Below are 19,268 nucleotides of genomic sequence, written 5' to 3'. Positions count from 1 at the left end.
TAGGGCGCAAAAATGATCGTTCAGTTCGGTGACACGTTTATTACAATTCGCGGTTCCTGTATGTTTGGAACCGCTATTTGGCTTGGTCTATTTAAGCTCGACGTCTACCATTAAGTCATTCGCGACTTTTTCAACAGCATCCTGAAGTTTGTCGATATCAAAGTCTTCGGGAATATTGACAAATAACTCTGCATTAAACAATTCATTACCTGAACCTGGAGCGCTCACACAGGCTGATTCAAATTGCTCGATGTTCAAATTGAGCTTACGAATTGCTGCTGCCACTTCCTGAACGATACCGGGTTTGTCGTTACCCACCACACTAATCAAGGCTTGTTGATGTGCAGCAGGTGTCTCATCACCCGAATTAAAAGTAATGCGTAAGTCGGTTTGTTGGGTTAACGCTTCTTCCAGTGCTTTAACTTGATCTTCAGGAATATGTACTTCAACAAAACCGGCAAATTGCCCTGCCATATGTGCAAAGTTACTGGCGAGCCAGTTACCTTTATGTTGATACACTATGTCGGCAAGTGTGCCTAGCAAACCGGGCTTGTCTTTTCCTACCAAGGTAATAATAAATGGTTTCATGATAACTACGTGTTCCAATGCAGATAGTTTATACGGAACCTGAATTTAGGCTGTTTGCTCTGGCAGCGAATTCAGGATACTAGCGGCTTTTAAACTATACGTCAGAGATTCGGTTTACACCAGTAACAAGGGTAATAATCTGTTGTTATTTCAGATGGTTGAAAAGTATTTTTAATCAATACTTATTCCGTATCGACTTTTGTTTTTCATTTTGGAGGATTTATATGACACATCCTTCGGACGCGCCAGTTACTTTTCTTGTGGCTGAACAAGAAAAGTAACCAAAAGAAATCAGCCCCAACAATTAACCTGATCCTGCGCTTCTCGAATATTGAAAGCCGGTCTCACGATGCATCCATGCATCGGGCAGCCCTAATTCGTCTTCCCTGACGAATTACTTTCAATATTCTTTCGATGCTCGGGGTTAATTGAGGGGGGATTTGGCTTACCGTCAAACTATTGAAGAAGATTCGTAATCAATATCTACTTTCTGAATTTTCGTAGATAAATGGAGAAAGGAATCATTTACTTGATCATGCGTATAAACGGAGAGAGACAGGTACATTACGTTGTAGAGGAGAAGATTAATTACTTTTCTCTGCTTTCTTCTTGGTTTTGTGTATTTGTGCTGGAATTTGCGAAGCAGTCGCAAGTACAATGTGCCCGTTTTAAATTCAGCGCCGAGCCTTTGGTTTGCTAAAAAACGCAATACAGAAACAACAGCGTCGTCGTATTCGTAAAGACCGCAATGCTGCATGGTTGATCCGTTTGGGAGGTTGGACTGTTCTGGCTGCCCTGCTTATGCTGTTGTGGCACCTGTTGTCTGTTGTTCTACCTATTTTCAAAAGTCCGGAAATTCGAGCTACCGATGTATGGCAGACTTCAGTTCCCGGTCAGGTTTTATTCTTTTCAAAAATCCACCAGTCGACCTTAATTGTTTCCCAAACCGACGACTGTAAGCTGTTTGTGTCGCAGCGCCGGGAAGGGGTTTTAGCAACGCCTTCTCAGCAATGGCAGGTGATGAAACGCATTTCTATTCCTTGTCAGGATAAAGTGCGGGTGTCGGTATCTGCCGGGGTGATGTATTTGGCGCAGTTGTCAGATACACACATTTTGCGCGTGTCAGAATTAACCATGATGAACGACGATGTGCATCAAGCGCAGGTGTATAGTACACGCTTGGAAAACCTGTTTTTCGAATCCATAGAAGACTGGTCGCTTTTTGTGGGTGAAAATAAATGGGCGGTGAATTTAAAGTTGCGAAATGGCTGGCAACTTTATTGGCTGCAACCCGATGATCCTTTGTGGCAGCAATCTTACTGGTATGCCAATGCCCGGCAAGTCGTTCCCATGACAGAAACCATGACAGCCTTGGTTAATATGGGCAGTAGTTTGCAATATCGCTCTTTGAACAATGACAGATTGTGGGAGCAATATAGTAACGTGCCTATTCAAAATGTAGTGCCATTGCCTTCCAGCAAGAGCTTCGTTGCTATTGATGATAGCGGCCTGGCAAGAAAGTGGGCACTTGCTAATAAAGAACAGTTGGCGTTTGCTCCTTTGTACCAGCTTCCTGTTCAGGGGCAGTTCGTGCAGCTGCTATTTCATCCACTGGACATGCTTGGTGTCTTGGTCGATGAACATCAGATTACCTTGTTTAATACCACAACCGGAGAGGTGTTAAATGAGCAGTCTTTGTCGCAGTTGATGTCTCCTGTTTCCAGAGAAAACTTACAAGATGTGATTTGGCTGGATCGACAATTAGGCTTTAAGAGTGCAGAGCAAATTCGTGTTGCCAGTATTGATAACGCAAATGCCATTTTAACCTTTCGCAGCTTGTTTCTACCTATTCAATATGAAGGTTACGGGCAGCCTGAATATGTTTGGCAGAGCTCTTCCGGGGCTGATCATCATGAGCCGAAATACAGTGTTATTCCGTTAATTATTGGCAGTATTAAAGCTGCATTAATTGCCATGTTAGTGGCGTTGCCAATGGGCTTGGGAGCCGCAGTTTATACGGCTTATTTTGCACCTTCGGGAAGTCGGAAATGGCTAAAACCTGCTATTGAAATGCTGGAAGCGATTCCGTCTGTGGTGATTGGATTTATTGCCGCAGTTTGGTTGTTACCACTACCAGAGGAATATTTGTCGGGCATGATCAGTTTTGTGTTGCTATTGCCATTATTCGCTTTTTTTCTGGTTTGGGTGAACAAATTAATGCAGCGCTTCTTTGGTATGGCGTTGCCCATGAGCTTGCAATTCAGCTTTATTTACTTGCTGGTGTTTGCCTTGTTTATTGGCTATCTGGTGCCGCAGGTCATGCATTTGATGAACTGGTTGCATCTGCCTTCTATCTTTTTCCTTAAAGACATGGACACACACAGTAAAAATACCATTGTTGTTGCCATGGCATTGGGTATTGCGATTGCGCCCAGTATTTATAGTTTGGCGGAAGATGCAATTTTTGAAGTGCCTAGCAGTTTGCGCCGGGCTTCTTATGCATTAGGCGCTACCCGCTTACAGACGCTACTCAATGTTGTGTTGAAAGTGGCTTATCCGGGGATTTTGTCGGCTTTAATGCTGGGCTTCTCCCGAGCTATCGGAGAGACCATGATTTTACTTATGGTGACGGGCAATACACCAATTGCTGAATGGGATTTGATGTCGGGGATGCGAACTTTAACCGCGAATTTAGCCATTGAGTTACCTGAATCGGAAGTCGGCGGCATTCATTATCGAGTATTATTCCTGACCGCATTATTGTTGTTGATATTTACCATGACGATTAACACTGTCGCTGAGCTATTGCGATTACGTTTAAGAAGGAAGTATCGCCATGAGTAAGTGGACGTTGGGCGATTCTGATAAGCAAAACTTCGCCATGATATTGAGCGGGTCGTTGGCGGGCTTGGTACTCATGGCTTTGCTGGCTATTGTGGCGTTGATCGTTACGCGAGGCTTGGCTCATTTCTGGCTGCAACCTGCTTATTTCGTCACTTTGCAAACGGAAACCGGGTTGGAATATCGTTTTGCCAATATAGAAGAACGCGATATTGCCAGTAACCGCATTCAGCGGGTTTGGCTGCATGATGGCACTTATTTTAGTGCTCATGGCGGTGGTAAACCCAGTGTTGTCGACAAGTCTCGCATTGTGTATCTGGAACGACCTGAAAACCTGGCTGAGTTTAACATGCAGGATGGTTCATTTTTGTTGGCAATCCCGCAGGGTATCGTGGTTGATGATGGTATGCTGGATATTGCCTCCTTTGATTCAGTGACTGAGTCGGTACAGGAAATTAATAGCCAAATTAGTGACATTCAGTTGAATCAATTAGCCCCTTTACATGAATCGCTGGCAGAGATGCGTTTACAAGGAGTGGATGCTTCGGCTCCTGCTTATAAGAAAGTCTTACAACAGTTTCAATTCTGGCAAGAAAAGCTGGATGCGTTGCAAGTCTCACAGCAGAAAGCTCAAGTGAAAATAAGCCTTCCTGACGGAGAAAGCCTGCATATTCCTGTCGCTGACATTCAATCTTTGTTGTTTCCTAATGCGGTTTCTCTGATGGGGAAAATGCAATATTTCTTTGCGCAAATCTGGTTGTTTGTGAGTGAATCTCCAAAGCAGGCCATTACCGCTGGTGGCGTTTTTCCTGCTTTGTTTGGCACTGTATTAATGGTGATGTTAATGACGGTCATGGTCACGCCTTTTGGCGTGCTGGCTGCCATTTATCTGGCTGAATATGCGCCTAATAATATTGTGGTGTCGATCGTGCGTATTGCGGTGGGGAATTTGGCGGGCGTGCCTTCTATTGTATATGGCGTGTTTGGCTTGGGCTTTTTTGTTTATACCGTGGGTGGTCAGCTTGATACCTGGCTTTTCCCTGAGCGAACCGATGCTGCTGTGTTTGGTGCTCCGGGCTTATTATGGGCATCGTTGACCATGGCTTTGTTAACCTTGCCAGTGGTGATTGTGGCGACAGAAGAGGGGTTACGCCGAGTGCCTTTTTCATTGCGACAGGGCAGCTACGCCTTGGGGGCGACAAAATTGGAAACCATTCGCTTGACGGTATTGCCACTGGCAACTCCTGGTATTATGACCGGGGTTATTTTGGCCATTGCGCGCGGCGCGGGTGAAGTCGCACCTTTGTTGATGTTGGGAGCGGTGAAGTTTGCTTTACTACTGCCCATTGATGGCGAGTTTCCCTATATTCATCTTGAACGTCAGTTTATGCACCTTGGTGTGCTGATTTATGACGGTGCTTTCCACAGCCAGAGTGCAGGTCAGGAAGCCAGCTTAATGTTTGCTGCCTGTTTATTATTGTTACTTGTGGTCTTGGTTTTAAACACGATAGCGGTTAATGTGCGCAACAGATTGCGTAACCAGTATAAAGTCTTGATAGGTAACTGATTAAATGGAAGGCTTCGATACTTATATTCCTTCGGCTCGCAAGCTGGAAAGCCTGGATGATAATGACATTGCCATTGATGTCAGACATCTGGATTTGTACTTTGGTAAGCGCAAAGCCTTGCATGATATTTCCATGCGCATTCCCCGTAACTGCGTGACCGCGATTATCGGGCCGAGCGGTTGTGGTAAGTCAACCTTGATCAGCTGCTTCAATCGACTGAATGATCTGAATCCTGAGTGTGAAATTTCCGGCAAGGTGGTTATTGCTGGAAAAAACATCTTTCATCCTAAACAGAATGTGCCAGCCTTGCGTACCCAGGTGGGCATGGTGTTTCAACGACCCAATCCATTTCCTGTGTCGGTCTATGAAAACGTGGTTTATGGACTGCGTTTGAAGGGCATTACCGATAGACGCATTTTGGATGATACGGTTGAGATGGCGCTCAACAGAGCGGCTTTGTGGGAAGAGGTGAAAGATACCTTGTTTGAATCTGCCCTGTTACTTTCCAGCGGACAACAACAGCGTTTGGTTATTGCTCGTGCTTTGGCTCTGGAGCCTGAAATCTTATTGCTGGACGAGCCTACATCGGCACTGGATCCCATTTCTACCTTGACTATCGAAGAGCTGATCAACGATCTCAAGAATCAGTACACCGTTGTGATTGTAACCCACAACTTGCAGCAAGCTGCCCGAGTGTCTGATTACACTGCCTTTATGTATCAGGGGGAGCTCATTGAGTTTGCTGATACCGATACCATCTTCACTATGCCCAAGCAGCAACAAACCGAAGCCTATATTACCGGGCGTTACGGTTAGGAGAGTCAAAGCATGAAAGACTTTAGCTTGAGTTCACACATTTCCGGACGTTTTAATCAGGAATTAGAAAGCCTGAAGAACGCTTTGCTGTCGATGGGGGGCATTGTTGAACAGCAGTTGGGAAATACCCTTGTTGCCTTGAGAGACGATGATAAACGCGTTGCAGAACAAGTTGTTCTGGAAGATTCGAAAGTAAATCAAATGGAATTGAGGATCGATCAGGAATGTATGCGTATAATCGCACGCCGAAATCCGACTGCGGGTGATCTGCGCCTGGTGTTAACCATTGTGAAGATCAACACCGATATCGAGCGTATCGGGGATGAAGTTGAACGTATTGCGCGGATGGTTGTATTGAAGAGCTTACCGTCATCCGAAGCAATAAAAGCAGGAATGTTTAACACAGGACACCTAATTTTAGATATGATCCGCGGCACATTGGACGCCTTCGCCAGAATGGATGTCGAAGCGGCTCAATCTATTCATAAAGATGATGCGAGAATTGATAAGGAATACAAGAAGTTACTGATTCTTGTGCTACAGGAAATGCAACAAGAAGCAGAAATTTTGCCCGGTTGGTTAGATGTATTGTGGGCATTACGTGCAATGGAGCGAATAGGGGACAGATGTAAGAATATTTGTGAATACCTCATTTATTCCGTCGAGGGTATTAATATTCGACATGCTGTGAACCCTTTTAATGAACCATCTTTAGATGATGAAGAGTAATCAAAACAGACAGAGAGTTTATCTGACTACGACAGATAAATAGAATACGAGTAAGATTAACAATGACCATAAATCCATTTCTGGCAATGTTTGCAAAGTCTCCTATCAAGCCTATTGAAGAGCATATTGATGTGGTGACAAAGTGTTGTAAGTTGCTGGTTCCTTTCTTTGAAGCCACTTTTCAAAACAATTGGAAAGAAGCATGCGTTAAGCGCGACGAAATTAGTCAATTAGAGAAAGAAGCCGATGAGATCAAGCGTGAAGTCCGTTGTATTCTGGCGAAAGACATCATGCTTCCCGTAAGTAAATCCTCATTATCTGAATTGTTAGTACAACAAGACAGAATCGCCAATTGTTCCGAATATATTTCCACTAACGTTTGTGTGCGGAATTTGCTTATTCCTCAATCCTTACAAGACGATTTCCGCGCTTATCTGCAACGCTGCGTTGACGCCAGCGAACAGGCCAGAGAAGTGATCAATGAACTGGAATCCCTATTGGAAACCGGGTTTAAAGGTCGCGAAGCGGACATCGTGATCAGAATGGTTGAAGAACTGGATCAGATTCAGGAAGACACGGACGTAATGAAAATTGGGTTGTTTGAAAAGTTGTATAAGCTTGAATCCCAGTTATCTCCGGTGGATGTCATGTTTTTGTATGATGTCTTTGAACGTGTTGGAAAGCTGGCGGACTTTGCTGAGTCGGCTGGTGCCAAAATTGATGTGATGCTGTCGGAATAGGGTTCATATTACATGGATATTATTAGTACTTACGGAGCTATTCTGGTTCTGGTTGCAGCTGTCGTCGGTTTTTTGATGGCGTGGGGCGTAGGAGCAAATGATGTTGCCAACGCAATGGGAACCTCTGTTGGTTCAGGCGCTCTTACTATCAAGCAAGCGATTTTCATTGCAATGATCTTTGAATTTGCCGGAGCCTATCTCGCCGGCGGTGAAGTCACCGCTACCATTCGAAAGGGCATCATTGACAGTAGTTTCTTTGTCGATACCCCTCATCTCTTGGTGTATGGCATGATCTCTTCTCTGTTGGCTGCTGGCTTGTGGCTAACCGTCGCTTCCTATAAGGGCTGGCCTGTATCGACGACTCACTCTATTGTTGGCGGTATCCTCGGCTTTGCGGTGATGTCGGTGGGTGGAGACGCGGTGTCATGGGGCAAGGTCGGTGGTATTTTTGCCTCATGGATTGTCACCCCTGCTATTGCCGGGTTGATTGCCTATATGATCTTTATGAGTGCTCAGCACCTTATTTTTAACGCTGAAAATCCATTCCAAAGTGCCAAGAAATACGTTCCTATCTATATGGGATTTGCGGGTTTTATTTTGGTTTTGGTCACCATTAAGAAAGGCTTGAAGCACGTTGGTTTGGATTTACCGACAGCCGCAGGCTATGGCTTGAGCGTGGCTATTGCAATACTGGTTGCTATTATCGGTAAGATTGCCATTGAACGCATTCAGTTCGATGAGAACAGCGATAAGCAGATGCACTTCAACAATGTTGAAAAGATTTTCGCTCTGTTGATGGTAGTAACGGCTTGTTGTATGGCTTTTGCTCATGGCTCCAACGACGTGGCTAATGCTATTGGGCCTTTGGCTGCTGTGGTGAGCATTGTCAATAGTGGTGGACAAATCACTCAATCTGCTGAGCTGGATGCCTGGATTTTACCTCTTGGCGCCATCGGTATTGTGTTGGGTCTGGCCTTCTTTGGTAAGCGAGTGATTGGCACGATTGGTAAGGGCATTACTCACCTGACGCCAAGCCGAGGCTTTGCTGCTGAACTTGCGGCTGCCAGCACCGTAGTTATCGCTTCTGGAACCGGCTTGCCTATTTCCACCACTCAAACCCTGGTTGGTGCTGTTATGGGTGTTGGCATGGCACGTGGTATCGCTGCGCTGAATTTGACCACAGTGAAAAGCATCATTCTTTCATGGGTGGTAACACTGCCTGCTGGTGCGATTTTGTCGTTCATTTTTTATGAGATCATTAAGAGCATCTTTGGCTAGATTCATTAAAGCCCCTTCCTGGATGAAATTTATATGTCGTTAGAGACTACTCGGATTGCTATGCTGCGTAGTCTCTGCCTTGTCTAAATCTCGTCCACTTTGCTGCAAGATTCTCTCTGAAATTAGTGACTGAGAGTTTCAAAGATTGTAGATAGGCAGAGCCATTTTAAATAGGAAAAACCCAGCATTGATGCTGGGTTTTTTACGCTTAGAGGTTTAATGCGAGATGGATTTACACCTTGAACTGACCCACCAGTTTTTCCAGTTCGTTGGTGTCTTTGCGCATGTGTTCTGCTGTTTTACCATTCCTGGTAGCGAACTCGCTCAAGCCTTTGTTTTGCTCTGATAATTCAACCACACTGCGATTGATTTCCTCGCCCGCCTCATTTTGTTGCCTTGCGGCTTCGGCTATCTGAGCATTGACATCTGACATGGTATTTATCGCTCCTGCGATTTCCTGCAGCATTTCAGCGGTAGAACGGATGCTTTGCTCCGCGGCATGGCTACGTTTGATGCTGCTGCTCATTACCCCTACTGCCGAGCGGGATCCATTTTGCAGCTTGGTGATCATTTCCTGAATTTCTTCTGTGCTTCCCTGAGTTTTACTTGCCAGATTACGTACTTCATCAGCAACAACTGCAAAGCCTCGGCCTTGCTCTCCAGCTCGTGCCGCTTCTATCGCGGCGTTAAGCGCAAGTAAATTGGTTTGCCCAGCAATATTCTCTATCACCTGTAATACAGAGCTAATGTTTTCAACGTCTTCACCTACTTGCGTGACCACTTGGCTTGCACGCATCATTTCGTTGTTAAGATGAGCCATTTCCTCACAGCTCGATTCTACTTTTTCGAGCGCATTCTGCCCATGCTCATTGGCTTCCTGAGCAGCATTGGCTGCTCTATTGGCATTATCTGCCACATGATGAGCGGTTTGTGCCATTTCGGTTGTTGCGGCGGCAATCTGCTCTACAGAATTAAGCTGTTTAATACTTAAGGATTCCATTCTGTCAGCTTCTTTAGCCAGCTCATTGCTTTCATTATTAACACCGTTAGACACATCCTTAATGCTAATAATCAGTCTTTGCAAACTCGCTAGCAGGGTATTTACGTTTCCAGCCAGTGTTCCCACTTCAAACCTGTCTTTTACATTCACTCTTTGGGTCAGGTCGCCGTTCCCTTGTGCTAGCTTCTCGATAGATTCGTTGACTTCGTCCAATGGCTGGATAATTGAGCGAACAGCCATCATACCCACTCCGATTAAAAGCACTAAGACAACAACTGATATAATCACAGCCATAGATAACATGCTGCTCTTGGAGTCGTTCATGCTGTCTCTGAATGCGTTAACCTGTTCTTCGATGTGGTTGATGTAAATACCTGTTCCCACCATCATGTCCCAACGCTCAAAGTAAATGGCATAAGACAATTTCGCGACAGGGATTTTTTGCCCGGGTAATGGGTAGTGATAGGTCACGAAGTTATTACCATCACCTAACCCATTTTTTCTACCGGCCGAAATTAATTCTCGAATAAAGTAAACGCCGTTTGCATCTTTTACATCGTAATAGCTGATACCTGTCTTTGAATTGGCACCACCGCTAAATATTTGAATGGCGTCTTTATCCAGTCCGAATAAATAACCGTCACCACCATATTGGAATTTCGTTAAAAGTTCTGCCGCTTCTTCTTTGGTTCCACCATTTTCATAAATGGATTTAACTATGCTGTAGGCTGCATCAATTATTTGTTTTAATTCCTGTTTTTTATTTTCGTAAGCGGTGCTTTCGACGACCTTCACTTCCTTATCAATGGTTTTATCAATTTGTTGGGATATTAGCGCAATTAAAATAACGACTAGTAATACCAAAGGTATTGTTGAAATCGATAAAAGTCTGTGTTTGATGGATAGCCTGTCAAACATATCTTCCCCTTATACTACGGATGTTTATACGCGAGATGTACATTGTACTTTCACTATTAAGTGACTCGGTATTATGGGTGGTAAATTTACGATTTTGCCCGGTATGCAAGACCCAATAACCTATTCTAAAAAATAGGAGGGAACCTTTTTTTTTGCAACTTTAGATTTTGATCTTTAACAAGAATAAGTCGTTCACTATCTATTTAATTTTATTTTGAAAATTTAAAAATGCTTGAGCCTCTTGTTTTTCAAGGTGTGTAGAAAGTTAATCTGAAATTCCGAGTGTTTAAGCTGGCGTTTTTATAATTAATGAGGTGTGTTTTTAAGTCTGTATATTTTCGCCTAATTATTTTTTAATTCCCGTTCTTATTTCAATTTTCGATTTTTATAATTAAATGAAATTCATCCTTTTCTGAGAAAATTCCATACCAGGTTTTATTTCTAACCACTTTTCTTGACGCTTTAAATAATCTTTTTTCATCCCATTACTTGACGATTGATAAAAACGAATTAAGAATCTTTCCCCAATCGAATTTTAGGATGACAAAGTATGAAGTGGCCTAATTTGAAGCATCTTCACTATTTAGTAACCTTACATAGAGAGCAGCACTTCAACCGCGCAGCTCAGCATTGTCATGTTAGCCAGTCAACGCTCAGCACAGCAATTCAAAATCTGGAAGAGCAATTAAATGGTCAACTGTTGGAGCGTGACCATAAAACCTTTATTTTTACCGCCTTCGGCTTGGAAGTTGTCGAACGTAGCAAGCATTTGCTGGATCAAGCCAACGAGTTGATGGATTTTGCTCAGAATGCCGGTGACTGGCAGGCGGGAATGGTGAAGATTGGTGTTATCCCGACTATTGCCCCTTTCCTGTTTGAATCCATGATTTCCAGCTTGTCGCAAGAACTGCCCAAGTTAACCTTGCAGCTACAGGAAGATACGACAGAAAACCTGTTGAAGCAGTTAAATGAGGGGACGCTGGATTTGTTGGTGTTGGCTTTACCTATGTCTACACCCGGATGTAAGCAAATGGTTGTAGGGCATGACCCTTTTCATTTAGTGGCAGACAGAAATGTACTGGAAGGGCTTCGCGAAGGTTTGTCTGAAGGTAAACATCCCGTAGATATCACCACGTTACCGAAAAACAGTGTGTTTTTGCTGCAATCGGAGCATTGTATGACGGATCATGCGGTTAGTGCCTGTGGCTTGAAGCATCAAGAGCAAGTGAGCTCATTGGCTGCCAGTAGCTTGCATACCTTGGTGAAACTGGCGGCAAGTAAGATGGGAATGACTTTCTTACCAGAGCTGGCCTTGAACGATAATATTCTGCGGGACTCGGGATTAATTTCCTTGCCAGCAGAGGAAAAAGCGTATCGTGAAATCGGCTTGGTTTGGCGCAGTGGTACTACGCGTATGAAGTTGTTCCGCCGAATCGCCGAGGTGATTAGTCCGTTAATGCCTATTCCTGTTCTTAAATAGGAAATATGAGCCCGGTGTATCCCAAACCGGGCTCTTTAGTCCTACAAACAAATTCGATATTTTTTCATTTCATCCAAACTTTTTTAAAACGACTCGCGACTTTATACCCAGAACATCTGAACTCTCTTGCTGTAATTTGTTCAAAACAGGCAGTTTAAAGAGTCAGATAACAATAATTAAACATTCATATTCGTTATGCGCTGATAGTTAATTCTCGCCGGAATATGCTAATTGGGACACTTATCATCTTGTTTGAACAAAGTGACGAACAACTTATAAAGAAGGCGTTAAGCGGTAATGACAATGCCTGGTTAAAGATCGTCAAACGATATGAAAAGGCGGTTTATAACTACGGCATCAGGATGACCGGAAATACGGAAGATGCGCTGGATCTGATGCAGGAAGTGTTCATTTCGGTTTATCGCAATTTGGCAACCTTTCGTTCAGAAGGCAGTTTTAAAGGCTGGTTGTTTAGAATTGCCAGTTACCGATGTGTCGAGTTTTACCGCAAGAAGAAACCAACTCAAGGGTTGGATGACGCACCGGAACAAGTTTGCGAAGAACCTTTACCTGAGCAAATGCTATTGATGAATCAGAGTAACAAGCAACTTATTGGCGCATTGCAACAATTACCCTTAGCTCAAAGAGCGGTGCTGGAATTGAAATTCTTCGGGCAATTTACCTTTGATGAAATTGCCCAACAATTGGATGTGCCGAGCAATACGGTGAAATCCCGCTTATACAGTGCGCTGGAAAAATTGAAACAAATACTGGAGATTGACCATGCAGAAGCAAGATAAAGACATCTTGTTTGCTCGTTGGTTAGATGATCAACTGAATCAAGACGAGCAAGCAGAATTTGAACGCCTGTGCCGCGAAGATCGAGAATTTTCCCAACTGGTTGCGACCATGTCCAAATTCGAATCCTTGGGGCAGGATTATGAAGAAGTGGCGGTTCCTGAGTGGAACAGAAGCGCCACGATCACAGCGGGAGCTTCGCCCTACCATCGCCAGGTGAACAAACCCTGGTGGCAATGGTCAGGTTTTCCACTGTTGTCATTTGCCGCGTCAATGGCCGCTATTTTGATGGTGACTTTAAAATTGCAAGTCAATATCACCGATAGTGGCGTGTTAATTGGTTTTGCTGACGATTATGACAAAACGCAAATTCAATCCATGTTGGATGAACGACTCACTGCGTACCAAACCACACAGAATTCACAATTGCAGCAATATACCGCTCAATTACAGGATCAACAAAAGCAGCTGAATGCTCAGTTTGCAGAGTATCTACTTTCGGCGAATCGAACCGAGCGCAAGCAAGATTTTGCGGAGCTGATTAAGTTCGTCAACCAACAACGTGCAGATGATCAGGTTTATTACGCCAGACAACTTACTCGTTTGGAACGTGATATTTCTTATCGACTACCTGAAGATGGCTGGCAGGCACAGTCAGACACTAACCCAATTACCCTTGATAAATGAGGTTCACGATGAAATCACTATTACCTTTCTCTTTAGCTTGCCTGATGTCGGCATCAGCAATGGCTGCGACACCGGATCTGGAAGGGCTGAATAAAGATCTGGAAATTATGGGCACTATTTTACAAACCACATTCAAGCAATCTGGAAAAGACAGTGATATGCGAGTCAGCAACGTGACATCAACCTATTTGGCTGGTCAGGGAGCTGTATTTAGTATGCGTTCCAGAGGTGGTCGTTGGGATTTCAGTCACTTTCTGGAAGGGCTGGAATTAGATGTCATGATCCCTGAGCCCCCCGAACCACCGGAGGCGGTAATGGAATTGGACGATGACGATGGAATGAGTGATTTCGAAAAAGAAGTCCACTTTATTACCTACAGTGCACTTGATCAGGCAAAAGAAGGATTACGAGTGGTTCATGAAAGGCTCCGCGACCTGGGACATGATCAACGTGAATTGGAAGAAGATCGACGTGATTTGTCGTATCGCCAGCGAGATATTAAGTTTGAGATGAAACATGCTGACGAGAAACGTGCGAAGGAATTACAAGCGGAACTGAAAGAAGTAGAAGATAAGCTGGACAAGCTGCAAAAAGAACAGGCTAAGGTTCAGGAATCCAGAGCCAAGCTGCGTGAAGAATCTCGTAAAAAAGAGGAAGAACAGCAGCAAAAAAGAGAAGCGACGCGCAAAAGCTTTTTAGCTCAATTTGAAACCGGGCTTGGCGAGGCGTTATGTCGTTATGGTTCAGGTTTGAGATCCTTACCGGCTAATGAGCGAGTCAGCATCGTGTTACAGCAGTTTGGCGATGAGAAAACCAAACGCAACCGAGCTAAAAAAGACCGCATTTATGTGTTCAAAAACAGCGATATTAAGTCTTGTGTTACCGAGAAAATTTCTCAGAAGAAGTTGTTGGAGTTAGCTGAAGTTTATAATTTCTAACTCGGTTTTAGTGGTTTCCCGACCACCTGCGGCAGCATCGGTTTTTGGCCATGCTGCCGAGTTTCTTTATATATCACATATTCTGTTGTCGAAATTCCAGGTAATATTCCAGCACTTTTTCAGGTGCTTCCAATTGCGGATAATGACCAATTCCATCCAGCTCAATGGTGTCGGCATTTGGAATGTGTTCCTGATAGTGGTCAATCAGGTGCTGACCAGAGATAGGATCCACCGTTCCATCAATTAAACGCATGGGAAGTTTGGTTTGCTGCAACGCACCAATCCAGCGCTTGGCATGTTTTTTACGCTCATGCATATAACGAATGACTTTATGGATAACTGCATTGCCGTTTTTGTGCGTAATGAGCTGCCACAATATGTCGAGCTCTTGCTCTGAGGGTTGAGAGTTTTTGCCACAAATAGTGCGCATACTCTGAGTGAATCTGTCCTTATTAATCAACTTACCGAGGAATCGCCCAATCGGTGTCATCAGCAGTTTTTGAATTAAAAGCGGTTTATGCACTCCATGAAATAGACCGCCATTAAGGTAAGCGATGGATTGCAGATCAATGGCCAGTTTGTTCTCGTTGTGTCTGGCCAGCAATTCTTGAGCAACGGTATCACCATAATCATGTGCCAGAATATGGCATTCTTTCAGGTTCAGGTGAGATAAAAGGGCTTCGGCAATATCTGCTTGCTGGAAAATACTATATTGATTCTGTTTGGGCTTATCGGAGAGGCCGAATCCAATCAGATCAAAGGTGATTAACCTGTAATGGCTAGCCAGTTCATCCCAAATTTTACACCAATCCCAACAGGCGGTTGGAAAACCATGTATTAGCAGGAGAGGCGTACCTTCACCTGCTGTTTTATAGAAAATTCGATGGTGCTTGAAGGTGAAATAGTTACCACCTTGGCTTTGCCACTCATGAATTGATTTAACCATTGGATATACAGCCCTCTCATCTGGTTATGCAAAGTTGCTTCAAGCAGCTCTGGAATCAATTATTGTACTTGACTCACAGGTTCATCATTTATGGATGCCGCTTGTTTCAGCGCCTGGAATACCTGATTGTCCGGGAATCCATCGGCGGTCAACTTTATTGATGCCTGAAAATCACGGATACCTTTACGTGTTGCTGGCCCCATAATGCCGTCAGGACTACCCACATCAAAACCTAATTGGTTCAAAGTGCTTTGTAGCTGGCGTACATCGTCCAGAGTATAGATGGGTAATTCTGGCAAGGGTTTTGATAGTTGCTCCTGACCAGAAATGCGGTCAGCCAAGTGCCCAACGGCAATCGCATAAAACTCTGAGCGGTTCCACTTCATGATGACATCAAAATTGTCATACACCAGAAATGCCGGGCCTTTATGGCCAGCAGGAACCAGTAGCGAGGCTTTTAAATCACCCTTGCCCAGAGGTTTGCCATTGATTTGGGTTAAACCCTGTTTGCCCCAAAAGGTCAGGTCGTAGTGTTGATCCTTGCCGCTGAGCTGATAGTCAAAGTTTTCTGGTAGTCGAACCTCTCTTCCCCAGCGATAACCTCTTTCCCAACCCAAATTGCTGAGGAAGTTGGCGGCAGAGGTGAGGGCATCTGGAATGCTATTCCAGAGGTCGGCTTTACCATCATTGTCACCATCCACGGCATAACGCATATAAGCAGAAGGCATGAACTGAGTGTGTCCCATTGCGCCAGCCCAGGAACCGAGCATGGTTTCAACATCAATGTTTTCTCTGTCCATTAACAATAATGCCTGGATCAGTTCGCTTTCAAAGAACTTGCTGCGACGAGGATCGCAAGCCAATGTGGTCAAGGAATCAATAATGGGCATCTTGCCTTTGTAGTTACCAAAATTGGTTTCCAGCCCCCAAAAGGCAACCAGATAATGAGCTGGAACACCATACTGGGCCGCAAGCTTTTGCAGTAATGCCTGATGTTCTTTGTAGAGTTCACGGCCTCTGTTTATGCGCCAGTCATTGACTCGTTTGCCAAAATAGTTGGTAAAGGTCTGCACAAATTCGGGTTGGCTGCGATCGTATTTGATGACATTGGAAACAAACTTGCTGTTACCTAAAACATTCACAACGGTTTCTTCTGATACTCCCGCTTTTCGAGCTTCACCCTGAATATCGCTAATGCATTGTTCAAAGCCGTCTGGCTCTTGCGGAACTTGTACTGGGGAAGATGAAGCGAACGCCATGTTTGCTGTAAGCAGTGAGAAACCGACACAGGCAAGTTTGCAAGTGCGCTGCCATTGGGAAGTAGGGATGCGTTGGGTATTTGAGTCAGCAAAAATACGCAAAGGAAACTCTCTTATATATTGTATTGAGTTGATATTACCTGATCTGGGGGTAGCCGCAAATCTTCTCAAGGCCGAAATGAGATGCTTAAGGTTAAACGTGCAACGAAACCTATGACGCTTTTTAGCTTTTCTCGCGCTTTCATATGCTATCAATACCTTGAATTCACTTATTTCGCTTAGGTAGCTTAATTATTGTCAGGCTAGGTAACAACCATGTAAATTGTGTGCTGGTTCGCATTTTGTTTGGGGTGTAAAGCTTGGTTGATCAAATTCATACTTATTGCCTTATCCCAAGAGGTTATTCTTGGGGTTTTTATGCAGTGCTGAATAAGCTGGAATAAACCTCAAAAACTCCACTGTTTTTATGCTGTTTTTGGTATGAATAAAGATATCTTTTCCTTATATTTTTAAGTCGCTAACGTACTGATATCGTAACTCTTTGTATAACTTTTGTTCAGTAAACAAAATAAACGTCCATTGATTTCATATTACAGATGTCAAAAAGCAAATTATTTGCTATGTTTCTCGCATTATTCGCGAGTAAACTATGTAAAAATAATAGAGCTTTGTCTTTGGGGAGTGACCTATGAACGAAAAGCCGTTCTTACTTAGTGGTAGAAATACAATTATTCACAAGGTTCGTAAATTTGATTTATTGATCCTTAATGGTGAAGAAAATCCGCCGGTGATCGTGACGCACCGAGGAATAAAACTATATGATGGACCAATTCCTGAAAGTAAACGTGATGCCAAGAGGTTTGACATGGAATTGATTGATGTGACTTTGGCTGAAGTGTTTGGCGATGAAAAAACTTTGCTATTTGTGCAAACGTTGAATGGTAAAGAGTATCGCTTGGATTACAGTAAAAAAGACACTTCAATCTTTATCAAGATCCATCAGGATAGCGTTATCTAAATTCGTTTATCGCCAACCCAGTTTATCGGGTCATTATCATCACTCCCTGAAAGTCAGGGTTGGCGGAAAATTGCTGCTTGTTTCCTGCAGCCCCTTTTCTCTGTGTTACAAAACAGACTCCCTCTGACGTGTTATAAATTTTGTTCCAGAACTATATTTGACGAGTCATTCTCAGAGTCCATACTTTAACTGATCGGCTGTTGTTTTATCGTGGCAAGTTCGAGTTAAAAAAGATGTCACGAATGCTAAAGCCAATATGTATTAGCCAAAGTATGTAATTTCATTTTGTTACGGTATTAATTCTATTAAAGACTAGTATTGCCGGTATTGTTGCTGACTTGGTAATACTAAGAGTAACAAAATCAATCAATTAAAATGCAACCCTGCATGAAATTATATATTTAAAACCTCAAGGGTAGTGCTAATCTTATAGTTAGAAGGGAGTCTTCTTCACAGTTATTTCTCGGAGTTATGTTATTACAGCGACTGAAATCAAGGTCAGAATTTGATTTTTTCGGCGTAGGAAATGTACTTGAGGATAGTTTTTCAAAGGATAAAGGCAAAGGGGAAGTGAAAGCCCTAGTTGCGTAATAGAGGAACTCTTGAACAAAGAGAACAAGGTATAACAATGTATTCAAAGAGAAGTGTTGGTATATGTTTTCAGTTCTGATCTGTGACGATTCAATGGTGGCGCGCAAGCAAGCCGCCAAATGTTTACCTGAAAATTGGGATGTTGCAGTTCATTTTGCCAAGCATGGTGGCGAGGCCATTGCTGCTTTAAAGGAAGGCAAAGGTGATTTATTGTTGCTCGACCTCAATATGCCCATTATGGATGGCTATCAAACTCTTGATGCAATCCTCAGAGAAGATCTTGAAACACAGGTTATTGTTATCTCTGGTGATGTTCAACCCACTGCTCATGAGCGAGTCAAAGCGCTTGGAGCTATTGATTTTATTGAAAAACCAGTAAAACCTGCCGTACTCAAAAAGGTGTTGATTGAACATGGCATCATGCAGTGCAAATGGCCTGAACATGAGCTTTCCCGTTCAACTGATGATGAATTAAATAGCGACATACGCGACTGTTATCAGGAAATTGCCAATATTGCGATGGGCAAGGCCGGAGATCATCTTGCGCGTTTGCTCAATGTTTTTGTTCGCTTGCCTATACCCAACGTGAACCTGATCGAAGTGTCTGAGTTATATATGATGTTGCAAGACATCGAACTCAAAGATCAGGTATCCGGGATTTGCCAGGGCTTTATTGGCCCTGGAGTTTGTGGCGAAGCCTTATTCATTTTAAGTGACTCAAGTTTCGATGATGTCGCCAAAATTCTCGGAGTTGAAGGCGAGGTTGACGATCAGGTGCAACTGGAATTGCTGATGGATGCTGCCAATATTCTCATTGGCACCTGTTTAAATGGTTTAGCAGACCAACTGGATTTGCAGTTTAGCCAAGGGCATCCGGTAGTGTTAGGGCAGCATCGCAGTATTTCTGAATTGATTTCACAAAATAAGATGCGTTGGAATCGCACACTTGCCATTGAATTAAGTTACGGATTAGAAGGATACAACGTGCATTGCGATTTGGTCTTTTTACTGACGGAAGAATCAATGAAAGTGATGAATTATAAGCTGTCACATTTGTTGGAGGACTAGATATC

The 19,268-nt window shown here is 43.6% G+C and carries 16 protein-coding genes; 12 read left to right on the top strand and 4 right to left on the bottom strand.

All coding sequences use genetic code 11. The annotated features are described in order from the left end of the window. Positions 1–87: 87 nt before the first annotated feature. Positions 88–588, bottom strand: a complete 501-nt coding sequence (locus KIH87_RS14950) for a glycine cleavage system protein R (RefSeq protein ID WP_232358651.1) — start codon at positions 586–588, stop codon at positions 88–90. 693 nt (positions 589–1,281) lie between these two features. Between KIH87_RS14950 and KIH87_RS14945 the strand changes: the two genes are divergently transcribed. From KIH87_RS14945 to KIH87_RS14920, 6 genes are all read left to right on the top strand, one after another. Beyond that, complete coding sequence (locus KIH87_RS14945) at positions 1,282–3,432, top strand: ABC transporter permease subunit (RefSeq protein WP_232358650.1); 2,151 nt, start codon at positions 1,282–1,284, stop codon at positions 3,430–3,432. After that, entirely contained in the window at positions 3,425–4,996 is a 1,572-nt protein-coding gene (pstA, locus tag KIH87_RS14940; protein ID WP_232358649.1) for a phosphate ABC transporter permease PstA, read from the top strand. The genes KIH87_RS14945 and pstA overlap by 8 nt, the downstream gene beginning before the upstream one ends. 4 nt (positions 4,997–5,000) lie before the next feature. Further along, positions 5,001–5,813, top strand: coding sequence for a phosphate ABC transporter ATP-binding protein PstB (pstB, locus tag KIH87_RS14935; RefSeq protein ID WP_232358648.1), 813 nt, complete (start codon positions 5,001–5,003; stop codon positions 5,811–5,813). Positions 5,814–5,825: 12 nt separating this feature from the next. Then, positions 5,826–6,542: a phosphate signaling complex protein PhoU gene (phoU, locus tag KIH87_RS14930; RefSeq protein ID WP_232358647.1), complete on the top strand. Its 717-nt coding sequence runs from the start codon at positions 5,826–5,828 to the stop codon at positions 6,540–6,542. Between the two features lie 62 nt (positions 6,543–6,604). Further along, positions 6,605–7,282: a TIGR00153 family protein gene (locus tag KIH87_RS14925; protein ID WP_232358646.1), complete on the top strand. Its 678-nt coding sequence runs from the start codon at positions 6,605–6,607 to the stop codon at positions 7,280–7,282. 12 nt (positions 7,283–7,294) lie between these two features. Further along, positions 7,295–8,560, top strand: coding sequence for an inorganic phosphate transporter (locus KIH87_RS14920; RefSeq protein WP_232358645.1), 1,266 nt, complete (start codon positions 7,295–7,297; stop codon positions 8,558–8,560). A gap of 232 nt (positions 8,561–8,792) precedes the next feature. Here the strand turns inward: KIH87_RS14920 and KIH87_RS14915 are convergent, their stop codons facing one another. Then, a complete protein-coding gene (locus tag KIH87_RS14915; protein ID WP_232358644.1) occupies positions 8,793–10,478 on the bottom strand; it encodes a methyl-accepting chemotaxis protein in 1,686 nt (561 codons plus the stop codon). 550 nt (positions 10,479–11,028) lie between these two features. On the opposite strand from KIH87_RS14915, the gene KIH87_RS14910 reads away from it, so the two are divergent. From KIH87_RS14910 to KIH87_RS14895, 4 genes are all read left to right on the top strand, one after another. Next, positions 11,029–11,958, top strand: coding sequence for a hydrogen peroxide-inducible genes activator (locus tag KIH87_RS14910; protein ID WP_232358643.1), 930 nt, complete (start codon positions 11,029–11,031; stop codon positions 11,956–11,958). A 248-nt stretch (positions 11,959–12,206) separates the two neighbouring features. Beyond that, positions 12,207–12,758 (top strand): RNA polymerase sigma factor, encoded by a 552-nt coding sequence (locus KIH87_RS14905; RefSeq protein ID WP_232358642.1) that lies wholly within the window; start codon positions 12,207–12,209, stop codon positions 12,756–12,758. Beyond that, positions 12,742–13,443, top strand: coding sequence for a hypothetical protein (locus tag KIH87_RS14900; protein WP_232358641.1), 702 nt, complete (start codon positions 12,742–12,744; stop codon positions 13,441–13,443). Before KIH87_RS14905 ends, KIH87_RS14900 begins: the two co-directional genes overlap by 17 nt. Positions 13,444–13,451: 8 nt before the next feature. Beyond that, positions 13,452–14,381, top strand: a complete 930-nt coding sequence (locus tag KIH87_RS14895) for a coiled-coil domain-containing protein (protein ID WP_232358640.1) — start codon at positions 13,452–13,454, stop codon at positions 14,379–14,381. Positions 14,382–14,454: 73 nt separating this feature from the next. Here the strand turns inward: KIH87_RS14895 and KIH87_RS14890 are convergent, their stop codons facing one another. Both KIH87_RS14890 and KIH87_RS14885 read right to left on the bottom strand, forming a co-directional pair. Next, complete coding sequence (locus KIH87_RS14890) at positions 14,455–15,327, bottom strand: alpha/beta fold hydrolase (RefSeq protein ID WP_232358639.1); 873 nt, start codon at positions 15,325–15,327, stop codon at positions 14,455–14,457. Between the two features lie 59 nt (positions 15,328–15,386). Continuing rightward, positions 15,387–16,586 (bottom strand): lytic murein transglycosylase, encoded by a 1,200-nt coding sequence (locus tag KIH87_RS14885; RefSeq protein ID WP_232361504.1) that lies wholly within the window; start codon positions 16,584–16,586, stop codon positions 15,387–15,389. A gap of 688 nt (positions 16,587–17,274) precedes the next feature. Between KIH87_RS14885 and KIH87_RS14880 the strand changes: the two genes are divergently transcribed. Together KIH87_RS14880 and KIH87_RS14875 are read left to right on the top strand one after the other, a co-directional pair. Then, on the top strand, positions 17,275–17,604 hold the full coding sequence (locus KIH87_RS14880) for a hypothetical protein (RefSeq protein WP_232358638.1): 330 nt from the start codon (positions 17,275–17,277) through the stop codon (positions 17,602–17,604). A gap of 654 nt (positions 17,605–18,258) precedes the next feature. Next, positions 18,259–19,263: a response regulator gene (locus tag KIH87_RS14875; RefSeq protein ID WP_232358637.1), complete on the top strand. Its 1,005-nt coding sequence runs from the start codon at positions 18,259–18,261 to the stop codon at positions 19,261–19,263. The last annotated feature ends 5 nt before the right edge of the window (positions 19,264–19,268 follow it).

The sequence above is a fragment of the Paraneptunicella aestuarii genome (assembly GCF_019900845.1).
GTDB lineage: Bacteria > Pseudomonadota > Gammaproteobacteria > Enterobacterales > Alteromonadaceae > Paraneptunicella > Paraneptunicella aestuarii.
This window is presented reverse-complemented; position numbering and strand designations above follow the sequence as displayed.

Excerpts from the sequence above, each read along its gene's own strand:
- KIH87_RS14950 (WP_232358651.1), bottom strand. The coding sequence starts at position 588 with ATGAAACCATTTATTATTACCTTGGTAGGAAAAGACAAGCCCGGTTTG.
- pstA (WP_232358649.1), top strand. The coding sequence starts at position 3,425 with ATGAGTAAGTGGACGTTGGGCGATTCTGATAAGCAAAACTTCGCCATG.
- pstB (WP_232358648.1), top strand. The coding sequence starts at position 5,001 with ATGGAAGGCTTCGATACTTATATTCCTTCGGCTCGCAAGCTGGAAAGC.
- phoU (WP_232358647.1), top strand. The coding sequence starts at position 5,826 with ATGAAAGACTTTAGCTTGAGTTCACACATTTCCGGACGTTTTAATCAG.
- KIH87_RS14925 (WP_232358646.1), top strand. The coding sequence starts at position 6,605 with ATGACCATAAATCCATTTCTGGCAATGTTTGCAAAGTCTCCTATCAAG.
- KIH87_RS14920 (WP_232358645.1), top strand. The coding sequence starts at position 7,295 with ATGGATATTATTAGTACTTACGGAGCTATTCTGGTTCTGGTTGCAGCT.
- KIH87_RS14915 (WP_232358644.1), bottom strand. The coding sequence starts at position 10,478 with ATGTTTGACAGGCTATCCATCAAACACAGACTTTTATCGATTTCAACA.
- KIH87_RS14910 (WP_232358643.1), top strand. The coding sequence starts at position 11,029 with ATGAAGTGGCCTAATTTGAAGCATCTTCACTATTTAGTAACCTTACAT.
- KIH87_RS14900 (WP_232358641.1), top strand. The coding sequence starts at position 12,742 with ATGCAGAAGCAAGATAAAGACATCTTGTTTGCTCGTTGGTTAGATGAT.
- KIH87_RS14895 (WP_232358640.1), top strand. The coding sequence starts at position 13,452 with ATGAAATCACTATTACCTTTCTCTTTAGCTTGCCTGATGTCGGCATCA.
- KIH87_RS14890 (WP_232358639.1), bottom strand. The coding sequence starts at position 15,327 with ATGGTTAAATCAATTCATGAGTGGCAAAGCCAAGGTGGTAACTATTTC.
- KIH87_RS14885 (WP_232361504.1), bottom strand. The coding sequence starts at position 16,586 with ATGGCGTTCGCTTCATCTTCCCCAGTACAAGTTCCGCAAGAGCCAGAC.
- KIH87_RS14880 (WP_232358638.1), top strand. The coding sequence starts at position 17,275 with ATGAACGAAAAGCCGTTCTTACTTAGTGGTAGAAATACAATTATTCAC.
- KIH87_RS14875 (WP_232358637.1), top strand. The coding sequence starts at position 18,259 with ATGTTTTCAGTTCTGATCTGTGACGATTCAATGGTGGCGCGCAAGCAA.